The sequence below is a fragment of the Colwellia sp. BRX9-1 genome, from assembly GCF_014077195.1.
Classification (GTDB): Bacteria; Pseudomonadota; Gammaproteobacteria; order Enterobacterales; family Alteromonadaceae; genus Colwellia_A.
In genome coordinates, this window is record NZ_JACGVM010000012.1 from 97,690 (window position 1) to 111,698 (window position 14,009).

At 34.3% G+C, this 14,009-nt stretch carries 9 protein-coding genes; 5 read left to right on the plus strand and 4 right to left on the minus strand.

Translation table 11 applies throughout. From position 1 onward, the window contains the following. Positions 1–54: 54 nt before the first annotated feature. Both wecB and H4J76_RS12410 read right to left on the minus strand, forming a co-directional pair. The gene (gene wecB / locus H4J76_RS12405; protein WP_182230714.1) at positions 55–2,337 is read right to left on the minus strand and encodes a non-hydrolyzing UDP-N-acetylglucosamine 2-epimerase; all 2,283 of its coding nucleotides are present in this window, start codon (positions 2,335–2,337) and stop codon (positions 55–57) included. Then, positions 2,334–3,431, minus strand: a complete 1,098-nt coding sequence (locus tag H4J76_RS12410) for a glycosyltransferase (RefSeq protein WP_182230715.1) — start codon at positions 3,429–3,431, stop codon at positions 2,334–2,336. The genes wecB and H4J76_RS12410 overlap by 4 nt, the downstream gene beginning before the upstream one ends. A 115-nt stretch (positions 3,432–3,546) precedes the next feature. Here H4J76_RS12410 and H4J76_RS12415 point away from each other — a divergent pair, with 115 nt between their 5' ends. Further along, positions 3,547–4,698 (plus strand): GNAT family N-acetyltransferase, encoded by a 1,152-nt coding sequence (locus tag H4J76_RS12415; RefSeq protein WP_182230716.1) that lies wholly within the window; start codon positions 3,547–3,549, stop codon positions 4,696–4,698. 82 nt (positions 4,699–4,780) lie between these two features. Here H4J76_RS12415 and H4J76_RS12420 read toward each other — a convergent pair whose 3' ends face one another. Both H4J76_RS12420 and H4J76_RS12425 read right to left on the minus strand, forming a co-directional pair. Next, positions 4,781–5,839 (minus strand): FemAB family XrtA/PEP-CTERM system-associated protein, encoded by a 1,059-nt coding sequence (locus H4J76_RS12420; RefSeq protein WP_182230717.1) that lies wholly within the window; start codon positions 5,837–5,839, stop codon positions 4,781–4,783. Positions 5,840–5,862: 23 nt separating this feature from the next. Then, positions 5,863–6,882, minus strand: coding sequence for a hypothetical protein (locus tag H4J76_RS12425; RefSeq protein ID WP_182230718.1), 1,020 nt, complete (start codon positions 6,880–6,882; stop codon positions 5,863–5,865). Between the two features lie 756 nt (positions 6,883–7,638). Between H4J76_RS12425 and H4J76_RS12430 the strand changes: the two genes are divergently transcribed. The 4 genes from H4J76_RS12430 (at position 7,639) to H4J76_RS12445 (ending at position 13,875) form a co-directional block, all read left to right on the plus strand. Continuing rightward, on the plus strand, positions 7,639–8,595 hold the full coding sequence (locus H4J76_RS12430) for a polysaccharide deacetylase family protein (protein ID WP_182230719.1): 957 nt from the start codon (positions 7,639–7,641) through the stop codon (positions 8,593–8,595). Further along, entirely contained in the window at positions 8,588–9,820 is a 1,233-nt protein-coding gene (locus H4J76_RS12435; RefSeq protein ID WP_182230720.1) for a glycosyltransferase, read from the plus strand. The genes H4J76_RS12430 and H4J76_RS12435 overlap by 8 nt, the downstream gene beginning before the upstream one ends. A gap of 480 nt (positions 9,821–10,300) precedes the next feature. Continuing rightward, positions 10,301–11,443, plus strand: a complete 1,143-nt coding sequence (locus H4J76_RS12440; RefSeq protein ID WP_182230721.1) for an IS256 family transposase — start codon at positions 10,301–10,303, stop codon at positions 11,441–11,443. Positions 11,444–11,625: 182 nt separating this feature from the next. Beyond that, positions 11,626–13,875, plus strand: a complete 2,250-nt coding sequence (locus H4J76_RS12445; protein WP_182230722.1) for a hypothetical protein — start codon at positions 11,626–11,628, stop codon at positions 13,873–13,875. Positions 13,876–14,009 lie beyond the last annotated feature (134 nt).

Genomic DNA, 14,009 nt, shown 5'->3' on the forward strand with positions numbered 1-14,009 from the left:
CTTGTTCCCTGTTAATAAGTATTTTTTATACACGATATTTCTTTTGTCGAAAGCCTATTTCATTAACGTTAAGAGTCCGCAGCTGTCTACGATTGATTTTTGTGGCTTTAACGTTTTATAACATTCATGTCCAGTAACAAGCACAATCACATCTGCCCATTCGAGTATTTCCTCAATATTGTCAACTCGATCACATTCCCACGCTGGTACATATGGATCATGGTAACGCACCTCAACACCTGCCTGTTCAAAATGTTTTAATATAGGCTGTGCTGGAGTTTCTCTACAATCATCTACATTGGCTTTATAAGCAACACCGAGGATACCTATTTTGGTCCCCCCATTTTCTTTTAGTCGTTCAAGCACTTTTTCTGCCACAACAATTGGCCTTTCGTCATTAACTTTGCGCGCTAACCTGATAAAATCACCTGCTTTAGTATTTTCAACTAAAAACCAAGGGTCAATTGGTATGCAATGGCCGCCAACCCCTGGCCCCGGATTTAATACATTAACTCTAGGATGACGATTAGCTAACTTAATAACTTCATTCACATCTACTTTAAGCTCTTCACACACTTGTGCTAACTCATTAGCAAAAGCAATACCTACATCACGCGAGGTGTTTTCAACTAATTTGACACACTCCGCTGTTGTTAAATCGGTTAAAAACACCTGACCATCAACAAAGCTTTGATATATAGCTTTAACTTTTTGCTGAGCATTAGGATTCGACGCACCAATAATTCTATCGTTATGCACTAACTCATATAATGTTTGCCCAGGTATAGCTCTTTCAGGGCAATGAACAACATCAAGTTGTAAGCCTTTAGCTGCTAATCGTTTTTCAACTTCTATACTGGTTTGTGGTGAGATAGTAGATTCAACGATGACTGTTTGCCCGTTCTTAGCGACTTTTGCAATAGCATCAACCGCTGCAAAAACATAAGAGCGGTCACATTGCTTATTTTTATGTGGTGTTGGAACTGCCACTAAATAAGTTTCACAAGAAGGAATAGTCATTGAAGCCACTAAAAAGCCTTGTTCTACAACTTTTTTTACCAGCTCTGGCATGCCGTCTTCATCAAAAGGACACTCTCCTCTATTAATTGAATCAACCTTGTCCTTACTTAAATCAACACCTGTTACAGAATAGCCTGCTTGAGCAAGTAAGCTTGAAATAGGCAAACCCATATATCCCATACCAATAACAGCGAGCGTTTCATTCTTAGCAACTATAGGTTGTTCAATAAATTCAGTATTATCAGCAATCACTATATCAAGAATAGCCTCGGCTACATGACCATCACCAAAAGGATTATCCCAAGAGTAACTGTCACGACTTAACCATTTTGCTGCTGCCTTAACCGCTTTTACAGCATCACGCCCAACAAGCTCACTTGCGCCAACTTCAACCGCTTCTGGGCGTTCAGTATTCTCTCTTAAGGTTAAACTCGGAACGCCTAACAAACATGCCTCTTCTTGAATCCCACCAGAATCAGTTAAAATTAATTTAGCGTGTTTCTGTAATTGAATAAAATCTAAATATCCAACAGGGGCAATTAATTGCAGGTAGCTAGGCACTTCAATATTGAATTCTTTTAATTTTGATTGCGTTCGAGGGTGAATTGGCCAAACAATGGTACCTGTATAATGCTTATGCATTTCATCAAATAAATGAAGTAACTCTAAAAGGTTTGATGCTATATCAACATTAGAAGCGCGATGAGCTGTAACTAAAAAATATTCACCTGCATGCAAATCTAACTCAGATAAAATATTGCTTGTTTTTGCCGAAATATCTAAATGCTGAAATAGGGAGTCAGAAACAGTATTACCTACTGTATATATTTTATCGCTAGCAATACCTTCAGACTTCAAGATTTTTTCTTGATTAGGACCTACTGCAAATAAGTACTCACTAATATGGTCCGTCATTATGCGGTTTGTTTCTTCGGGCATAGTACGGTCATAACTACGTAAACCCGCTTCAATATGGCCTACTTTAATATTCAACTTCGAAGCGGTTAGTGCGCCGGCTAAAACAGTATTAGTATCACCTTGAACTAAAACAACATCAGGCTTTTCTTCTAATAAAATAGGTTCCATTTTTATTAGAATGTTACCCGTTTGATTACTGTGTAACCCTGAACCAACCCCTAAATTATAATCAGGAGCAGGAAGGTGTAATTCGTCAAAAAAAATACTGTCCATTTCTTTTGAATAATGCTGATTAGAATGAATAATAAAAAAAGGTATTTTACGCTTTTGACATTCCCTTATCACAGGAGCCATTTTTATAATTTCTGGACGAGTGCCAACGATAATGCCTATTTTCATTTTGATTTCCTATTCTCAACTATAGAGTATTTATCCATGTACGCTTTAACCATTTCTTTCATGGCGTACTTTTCATTAACCAACTGATAAGCATTATTAACTTTTATTAATTGGCTTTCTTTATTGTTTTTAACTTCATTTAATTTATTTGTTAGTGCATCACAATTATTAGACTCTACAAACCAGGCCTGATCTTCCGTAATAAATTGAGAAATACCCCCAACGTTTGTACATATAACCGGGGTTTTATTGGCCATGGCCTCTAAAATAGTCATCGGCATCGCTTCATATACTGACGACAATACAAATATATCTGAATCGTTAAGAATAGTAGTTATATCATCCCTAAAACCTAATAGATGTATATGCTTTTGCATTTTCAATGCTTCTATTTGCAGTTGTAGCTCATTAAATAAAGGACCATTCCCAACAATATTCAAACTACAGTTGCCAAAACTTGGTATCGATTTTACTGCCTGAGCAAAAGCATTAATTAACAATTTCTGATTCTTTACTTTGTCTAAACGGCCAACGGTAACAAATACTTTAGGCTCAGCACTTACAAATTCTTTAGCTTGAGGTACGGCAACACCATTAAAGATCAAGGTAAGTTTTGACGACTTCACGTTAATATCGTTTAAAACCCATTGGTATAAATCATACGAAACAACAATATATTCGGTGATGAAATTCACAATGAATTTTCTAAATAGGTTGTGGGGCTTACTTTTACCCGCAGGATCATCGCCCCCTCTACCATGATCACTATGAACACGGATAGGAACGCCTGCCATTTTTGCCACTAAATGATATTCAATGGTGCCGAAGTTATATGTATTTACTACCCGTGGTTTAAGCTTTTTCAATAAAGAATATAACTTAACGTGTGTTTTAATATCGTTACCGGGCTGTTTATCAAGAACAAACACTTTAATTTTTTCGTCTATTTGATCAACCATACTCATGTCATCAGTTAAAGAGACAAGTACATGCTCTACGTCATACTGGGAAGAATGATTGATTAAATTGGCAATTACTTTTTCAAGGCCTCCACAGCCAAAACTATAGACAAGATGTACGATTATATTTGTCATTTTAAAATATCTGCTTTTCTCTTTAATATTTATGCTTTACATTCCAATAAACTAGCAACACAATAAAAAGGTAAGATTAATAAGTGTGACTATATTATCGTAATAGGCATCTAAATTGAATGTAAAAAATAAACAAACTGAGTTAAATACCGTTCAAATAACCATCAATCCACTTTTATCTAAACAAGTTATAGTTTTAAAAGAAAAGTGGCAAGCGCTAGAAGCTAAATCTTCACCTTTATTCTTTTTAAGTTGGAAATGGATTGGGCCTTGGTTAAAAAAACTAGACGCGTCTGAGAAGTTAATACTTGTGCAAGCCACCCAAGACAATCAAGTTGTTGGTTTAGGTGTTTTTGTTGAACAAAAAGTCACACGTTACACTGTACTTAAAAGTACACAATGGTTTTTACATAGAAGTGGAGTTGGTAGTAGTGATCAAATATGGATTGAGAATAATAACTTTTTAACAACCGATGAAAACAAAGAACTAATAATAGAATCTATTTGGCAAACCTTGCTTTTACAACACAGTAAAGTAGATGAATTTATAATCGCAATGTACCACAACACCCCTGAACAATTTAAATTACCTGCATCATCAAAGTACAACACAACAAGCGCATACACTGAAAATGGCTACTATCTTAATCTAAAAAATACAGTCAGCCTTGATAATTATTTGTCTTCTTTATCTAAAAACACTCGAAAACAAATTAAACGAAGCTATAAATTATTATCTGAACTCGGAGCGTATGAGTTTTCGGTAGCAGAAGATCCCGAAAAACAAAATCAAATATTAAAAAAGTGCAAGCAATGGCACATAGATAAATGGCAACGAACAGATACACCAAGTGGTTTTATTAACCCTAGTTTCACCAGTTTTCATCACAACCTAATGAATGAAATACACCCTACAAATAAAACCGTTATTGCTAATTTAAAAGTTAATGGTGAATTACTGGGGTGTTTATACTGCTTTATTGATAACAATTGTGCTTACTTTTATTTAAGTGCCTTTAAACCAATTGAAGACAATCGCATAAAGCTAGGGCTAAGCCTGCATACCTTATTCATTCAGTGGTTAATTGAAAATAGACCCGCTATTTATAAGTATGATTTTTTGGCTGGAGAAGCAAGATATAAAAAGTCATTATCAAGTCACCAAGATAATCACAGCTATATTGTAGTACAAAAAGACTTAATAAAATTTAAAGTTGAAAATTCACTAATACAATTAAAAAACAAGCTAAAAAAACTATTCTCATAGTAAATAATTAGATGCCAGCTGCATTCATACATCTAATTATTCCTTCATACTTAATAAAAAAAACTCAATCACGAAAATATTTTTAAGGTAAATTTTTAACCAAAAATGGACCTAAAGTATTAGCAACTGACAAAGGTAATTTTTTCCACATTTTAATCGCCAAATCAAACTTGGCATTACTAGGAGATAAATTAGGTAATTCACCACCTTCAGGCACCCAATGATACCAATAGCATTGCTGTGGTTCGGCGCCCCACTGTTTTTTAAACTTGTAAGTTCCTGCATCAATAGTTGAGCGACCAAAATCAAATTCAGTACAGCCACTTTCAATAGCGTGAGACAATATTTGCCAATAAATATACATATTAACTGAAATTCGATTTGCATAAGAAAGCGTACTTGCCCAAGGTATTTCCATGCGGTCTTTATAGCGGATTAAAAATCCAGTAGATACGGGTTTTCCTTGCCAATAAACAACAACTAAAGAAGCATTCTCACTAAAAGTTGCAAAAATATTTTTAAAAAATGATTTACTATAAACTGGTGTTCCAAGATCTCTCATGTTTTGACAAAAAACAGAATAAAAATCATCTAATAGCTCGATACCGCCAATTTTATGTTCAACACCTTCACGAATGGGGCGTTTAATTTGAGAGCGTCGTTTAGAACCAATTAATTTCCCTAATGCATCAGCAGATTCAGGTAACGTAAGTACCATATTAACTTTATCGGTGGATACGGCTATAGCACTATTTTTTCGTTCTTTTTGTTCCCGATACTGAATATGGCTAACGCTGCTTTCACTGCCTTGTTGTTGCAAACGTGCATTTAAGCTATCGGTAATTTCTTGATTATCAGCCAGTACACCGCCATAATTAAAAAAAGGCATTGATACGATGTAATGTCCAAATAATTTACTTTTTAAGTTTACGCTAGGTAGCACACCACAAATTTCATTATGTTCGTTAACGGCATAAAAGTAATAGCACTTATGATTAAACGTTTTCTCTATTAAGCCTTTCCAAGCAGACAAATGATAAATAGAAACGTTATTATGCTTGCTAACATAATCATCCCAAAGTTGAGTATTCTCTGCATCAAGAAGGCGAATAGTAATATTCAAGCTATTAGTTTCAGGCATAATATTCAAAGTTTTCTTCCGTGTTAGTTTCGTTCACCCACAATACTAATGCTATTAATGAGTTGGCGTAAATCTGAAATATTCGGTAAATACGGGTATGGGAGTAATTTTGCCTTTTCTCTACTAATATACCAAGGGTTTCTTTTACTAAATTCATTGGGATATAAATAATCACCTATCATGGTGTTATTTTCAATCAGAACTTCACCTGCATTTTTATGAGCAATAATTACGTTCGCTTTCTCGCGATCTAATAAAAACAAGTTGTCAGTAATTTCAATTCTATTAATCGAATAATTTATAGGACGTTTTTCTAAACCATATGCAATAAGTTGACTATTAGAGCTATTATTCCCCTGTTGTAAAATACTGTTTTTAATTATTAACTCACCGTAATCGGCTACATCGATTAAACGACTGTCTTTGCCGTCTAGGGTTGCAAGCAAGCTGTTGGTTACAATAGTTTTACGTGAACGCGATTTTAAACCGCTCCCTTCTTTACCCATAGAGACCACTTTGCTTTCAAAAAAACTAAACACACCCACATTCGCATAAATAGCATGCGCATAACCTCTACCTGTAGCTTTTCCACCGAGGCGCTCAAAGGTCGAATATTCTATTTTTAAAAAGCCATCATTATAACTCGTCATCACACCTGACTGGCTATCATGAGCGTATAAATTACGAATCGTTAAATTTTCTCCCTCGAAACGAATACAAGCACCATTTAAATCTTTCACATAAATATTACGACACTCTATACTTTCAACTAGCACATTATCCCCAGAAAGCACTAAAGCAGCTTTACCACCTACTGCGGCATCGTCAAAAATAACATTTTTTTCACCAATAATGTCTATATTACTGGCTTTAATATTAAGCCCTTGTGTATAAATACCTGCCTTCAAATAGACCACACTACCATCTTTAATCGCTGTTTTTGCTTCCTGTAACGACTGAAACTCTTTTCCATCAACAAAAACCTGCTCTGCATTGGAATAATAAGCAATAGTAAAAAACAATAAAAACACAATTTTTTTCATTCGTACACTTCAGTATTTTATAAATAGGGCTTTAGTTCCTAGTAAATAACATTGATTCAATTATTTACTAGGCATGAATAACTAGAACTATATATTAGGCTGTATTTATTCTTTTATCTAACTAAATTAATTAAGTTAGCAATACCTTTTATCGCTTGTTCAATCTCATTTTCAGTATTATATAACCAAAATGATAAGCGTAAAGAAGCAGGTACATTATAAAATCGATGTAGCGTAGTGGTTGAGCACAATGAAAACCTGAACGTAAACAAATACCATATCGGTCACTTAAACACGTGCAATAATATGAGGAGAAACACCAGGATCCATTCATTTTATAATATTTAAAGTTATTTCCGTCTATTACTTTGGCTAATTATTTTGGCTAGCAATGTAGTAGTATAAACAAGCTAAACAGAACGCTAAAAAATAACAGGTATAATTAAGCTAGAACATGCTTTCTTTCAAATCAATAGTGGTTATTAATCAGGCGAAACTAACTGACAATTCAATGATCCTTATCAGTTAAATAAGATTTACTTTGGCTAAAATTATTTTTCACAAATTGAAAGTATAAAAAGGACTAAAGTTATTTAATGAAAAGATTAAAGTCGTCATTCTTATCTAAACCAATCGGCTAATACTTAATTCAACAAACGCCGAAAACAGCAATTGAAAATATTACTTGATAGATTAAACTGGGAACCACTTAATATCTAAAATTGCCAATCATTTAAAAAGGACGTTAAACAAAATATGTTAGATTTACTTTTATCAATAATATACTGGCGATCTCGAATCAAATTTAAAGAAAACCCGTTAGCAATTATTTATTTTCATCATGTATTCGAACATAAGAATGAGTATCATCCAGATGATATAACAGCTTTAGAATTCGAGGAAAAAATAAAATTTTTAAAGAAACATTTTAATATTTTAGCGTTATCAGAAGCTATGGAGTTGCAAAAAGCTAAACGTTTACCACCTAAAGCATTAGTTATTAGCTTTGACGATGGTTATCAAGACAACTTTACCGTGGCTGCACCTATATTAAAAAAGCATAATTGTCCTGCTACCTTCTTTATTTCAACCAGTGGTGTTGAGGAAGGTTACTTATGGAACGACAAAGTTGAACAGTTATTAGTTAGTACGGCGATTACCGAAATTTCAGCCAATGTAATTGATGAATCAATAATCATTAATAATAAAATAGAAAAAATAGCAGCATTTCAACTGCTACTCAGTAAATTAAAGTTTTTGAGTCATGAAAAAAGAACGCAACAATTAAACAAGTTAGCGAGTGAATTAGGCCACGTACAATTCAAACGCACCATGATGACAACAGACCAAATTAAAAAGCTTCATCAAGACGGATTCACAATAGGTGCTCATACACACAACCATACTATTTTAACAACCGAAAAAATTGATGATTGCCAGCAAGAATTATTAACTAACAAAAACAGCTTAGAAGCTATAATTAGCGAAAAAATAGAATTCGTTGCATTTCCAAATGGTTTTTTTGAAAGAGACTTCACCTTTGAACACTGCGACATTGCTAAAAAAATGGGCTTTAAAGCGGCATTCTCTACCAACGATGGTGGTGCATTTACGTCTACAAATATCTATACTGTACCTCGGTTCATGCCTTATAGAAAACAATTACCCTTATTCGCTTTATCCATCGCAAAAATAGCAGGTGAACATGTCTAAAACATTACTCATGGTAGCATTCGAGTTTCCGCCAAGTAACGGAGCTTCAGTACCTAGAATAGAAAGTTTTTATCGCTATTTAAAACAATGGGGATGGAAAGTCATTGTATTAACAGCTAAACCCCATGCTTATGTTAACAAAGACAATACATACCAAGACAATACTGACCACTTGATTTTTAGAACTACTGCTTTAGACGTACAGCGACAGTTATCGTTTAAAGGAAAGTATCTTGAGTTAATGGCAACACCCGACAGATGGGGCTTAACTTGGATACCATCGGCGATTTCAAAAGGGAAAAAGATAATAGTAGAACACCAACCTGATGTTATTTGGTCTTCTTCACCTATTCCCAGTACGCATTATATAGCTAACAAATTGTCGCAGAAATTTAAAACGCCATGGGTAGCAGATTATCGTGACCCTTTTCACTATATGAATGGTACCGCAGGTAAATGGTTAGACCGTTTTCACAAAAAAATTGATCGAAATACGCTAACAAACGCTCAACATTTAACCTTTGCGACAAGCGCCGTTAGAGATTTATATGAAGATACATATACAGAACTTGTAGCAGGAAAAAACACCGTTATTGAAAATGGTTATGATGAAGCGAATTTTGAAAAACTGAAACTACTAAAAGATAACTCCACCCCCTTTTCAAAGGAAAAATTCTCCCTCTATTATAGTGGTGTTTTATACCCAAATGGTCGGGACCCAATCCCCGTTTTTGAAGCTATCGCAGCATTAAAAAAACAAGATTTTATTGATGATAATAATTTTGAAATTATTTTTCAGGGAGCTGGCGAAGGCAACGAATTTAAAGACAAGGTAACCCAGCTCAATTTACATAATATGGTTAAATTTATCCAGCCTGTTCCATTTTTGAATGCGTTAAATAACATGATGAATGCAGACGCTCTTTTACTCATTCAAGACAAACGATTTAATAAGCAAATACCTGGCAAAGTATATGAATATTTAAGAACTAATAGACCACTTTTAGTTAAGGCAGATACCGAGGGGGAAACGTATAAGCTAGCGGCTCAATTTAATGCCATTTATACTGGAAATACCTCTAATGAATTACAAAAATCATTAAAAGCCTTAATTAAAAATTACAACGGTTTAATTCAAAGAGACCTTGATAACTTTAATAGAGAGGGCAAGGCAAGAACATTACAAAATATTTTATTAAATATCATAGTTAATCGGCACGATTAATAAGCATTAATCCGACGAATAAAAGGTTTTCTCTATTGTTATGATGATAATTTATAAAATTGTATGATTTATTTCAAGTTAGTTAATCACCTGTTTGCTCTTAACAGATTAAACAAACAGATCTACGTTATAAAATGAGCATTAGACATTAATAAAAAACTGAAAGTAATATTTAATGAAAACAGTTATTTCATATCAGGAAGTCCAATTAACTCGGCCGTATTAAAAAAACTGTAGTTGGCGTCGTTCAAAAACAGACAAAAGTCATTCACTCGATTTTACTGGTTAAAATGCTGTTATAACTTAAATAACATTTAGCTATAATAAAAATACTTATACTCTGTAATACCTATTAAAATATATGCAAGGTTATATAACCAGCAAAGCATAAATAGATAGAAAGAAACATGTGGACCCTGTAACAAAATCTGTGTAACTGCCTATTATTAATACCCATGTAGGGTTAAGGATAGGCAGATTATGAATAAGAAAGAACTCGAAGCGTTTGGTAAGCAAGCGGCTAAATCAATTAAGACGGAAGCAGACTTAACTGACTTTCGTAGAATGTTAACCAAGATAACGGTCGAAGCAGCACTTAATGCTGAACTAGACGAACACCTTGGTTACGCTCGCCATGAACAATCTCAGCAAAATAACTACCGTAATGGTTATTCATCGAAGACTATCAGAACCGAAGATGGTCAAGTCGATTTAGATGCCCCACGCGATAGAGATTCAAGCTTTGAACCTCAACTTGTGAAGAAAAACCAAACCTGCTTCACCTCGATGGACGACAAAATTTTATACCTGTATTCCAAGGGCATGACCACGCGTGATATCGTCGCTACCTTCAAGGAAATGTACGATGCTGATGTGTCACCCTCGCTTATTTCTCGTGTAACGAACGCCGTTATTGAGCAAGTGATTGAATGGCAAGACAAACGCGTTATTAATAAAGCAGTTTATCTGGCTTTAGGCGTCAATATTGAAGGCCATAAAGAATTGCTCGGCATGTGGATATCCGAAAATGAAGGGGCTAAGTTCTGGCTCAACGTGTTAACTGAACTTCAAAATCGAGGGGTAAAAGATATTCTCATCGCCTGTGTCGATGGCCTTAAAGGTTTTCCTGATGCCATTAATACCGTTTATCCCCAAACGCAGGTACAGCTCTGTATTGTGCATATGGTGCGTAATTCATTGAAGCTTGTGCCATGGAAAGATTATAAAGAGGTTACTGGCGACTTAAAGCAAATATATCAATCAGTAACCGAAGAGGAGGGTTTGATGGCGCTCGACCAATTTGAGCAACGCTGGGACAGTAAATACCCCAGTATATCGCGTTCGTGGCGCAGTAACTGGCAAAACGTCAGCACAATATTTAACTATCCTAATGATATACGCAAAGCCATTTATACCACCAATGCGATTGAGTCACTGAACAGTGTTATCCGTAAGGCCATTAAAAAGCGTAAACTATTTCCGCATGATGATTCGGCTAAAAAAGTTATCTATTTAGCGATTGAACAAGCATCTAAAAAGTGGACGATGCCGATAAGAAATTGGAAAACGGCCTTGAATCGTTTTATGATTGAATTTGAAGACCGTTTGAAAGATGTTATTTAAACCTGGCAGTTACACAAAATCTGTTACAGGGTCAACATGGAGAAAATATTAATTGTACGTTTAGCTAAAGTTTACTAATTTCAAATATTTTACATTCCACTTTGCATAAAAAAATACTAATCTACTATATAATTAGAACTTCATTTTGCCCTAACTGTAGAGGGATAGTTCTGGAGTCTATAATGAATAAGCTCACCGTTACATCTAAAGATACCTGTTTGCTCATTTCAAAAAGTATAATTAATCATTTAATATCGTTTACATTTTCATTATTTATTTTAATGATTTCAACTAATGTCTATTCGGAAACCTTATTTAATTTTAACTTTAAAGATAATCTCATTGAAAATGGGTTTGATAATTGGAGTTATGTTGACAAAGGATCTACTTCTTGTGGTATTTATGCGGGTGAAAAATTTTCAAAATTATGCTCTAGCGATGGTCTAAAGTTTTACCCTTATTACAATTATCGTAACAACGAACATATGGGCTGGCTACGATACGGTTATATAGATAGCAACGACAAACTTTCTATAACAGGTAGCTCTCTTGAAGTAAACTTAACTGGAGGGGCCTATAAAATGGCCTCAGGTGTGATTGGTTACTCTGGTTCACCAATTTTTTCTAAAAGTGATTTGTCAGAGAGCCCAGAAGAGGACTTTGGTGATTTAGAGCAAATACTTTTGGGGGCATTCAGTTTCTATTATAAGACTGAAAACTCCACAACACCATTACCCGCACTACAGAATAAAAACCGACTTTCCATATGGGTCTTAATGCCCAAAGTGAAAGAGTCTATTGATTATTATAAAAAATCAAGTTCGTTGGCACGTCCTAATCAAACGTTTACCATGTATCCGTTTATAAACACGAGCAGACAAGGTCATTATTATCATAGTATTTCAAATATCCCTATGGGAGGGTGGACTAAAATACAATTTGATGCACATCCACAACACCATAACAGTGGTTCACGTAATCCCTATAGTGCATTTTCAGTTGGAGGATATGAATATCCTGGTGATGGAATCGCTTATTTTAACAATACCACTGCTATATCTTTTGTCGCTGGGTTTTCTAGTAAAAGTACATCGCCCTACACTTTTTATATAGATGATATTAAAACAAGCCTCGTTTTATACGAAAATGACGAAACAATTAACAACCTAGGCATAGGATATGATCCACAAGATAAAATATTTGATGTGAGTTTTTCAGATAAATATCGCTGTTTAGAATGTTTTGCAAAATACCAAATAAAATATTCTTTTTCTCCTATTACTCTATTAAACTTTGAACAAGCCTACACACCAGAGCAAACTTTAAATTTCAACCGTAACCACAATAATAATTTAGGTGAAATAATTAAACCCAACGCTGGCTATAATAACCTTTGGGCTGCTATAAAATTATCTCAATTTCATTCAAAGAAATTAACTGATGGAGTAACTATTTACTTTGCAATAAAAGATATATCTAACCGAAGTAATATTGAGCAAGAGCAGATTGATTTCAAAGAACAAACAATACCTAATGTTGGAAATATAAGAACAATCGACCTAATTAAAACCATTGCCTATCCAATTTCTATCATTAATTACCCATTAAAGATTAAAACCTCTCAAGTAGAACAAGCAATAAAAGACCACTACTATTCTTCTCAAATTATTTTATCTGGGGGTATTGCTCCTTATAGTTTTACAAACTTATCGCCATTACCTATTGGTTTATCACTTGATAAATCAGGCTTTATTACAGGGACACCTGAAGAAGAAGGAGACTATACTGTAAAAGTACTACTACAAGATCACAAGGGTAATCAAATTATAAATAATATACGAATGCCAATAAAATCTGAAGAAGACTTTAATATTAAAAAGTGCTCTGGTATTGTAAATTTTGGAGAAAAATCGAGCTCAGATTTAATCCTTTCGAGTCGTTTTGATACAGTAATATCTGATAAATATACGAAGAATTTTAAGCTAGGAAAAACGATTACCATAGGTAAAAATGGTAGTTACGACTTTCAAGGAGTCACAGGCATTGGTTTAACTTTAAATGCAGGGGATACTATACGAGCTATCTGGTATAACAATAGTGATATACAAGTAAATTTTACACCTATGATTAGTTTTAATGACTTTAATCGCCGTTTTCAAAATCCCGTAGGTGATTGGTACTCTATGGAGTCTATAACGATTAAACCTAACCAATATCAAGTGAGTAATTATGATTTACCTACGGAACTAGCAGGGAATACCCCACTTATTAACATAAATGTTAACTACAGTAATAATAAAACACTTATTCTTAACAAAATTGAATATGTTAGCACTAATTTGACGAGTAGTGATATATGTGCTACGCCTTTCTTCCAGAACACCAACAACCGAGCCAACAGAGAAGACCACAGTAAATTTTCAAGACTCTGATATAAGCGAAGAGAGTCTTAACTTTACCCCAAATATAAGCTTTACAGATCCTAATAGGAAATATATGAGAAAAACAGGGAGCGGGTTTTAGATGAGCTCAGTTGAAGTTCCTCCAATGGTATATCGCACTTCAT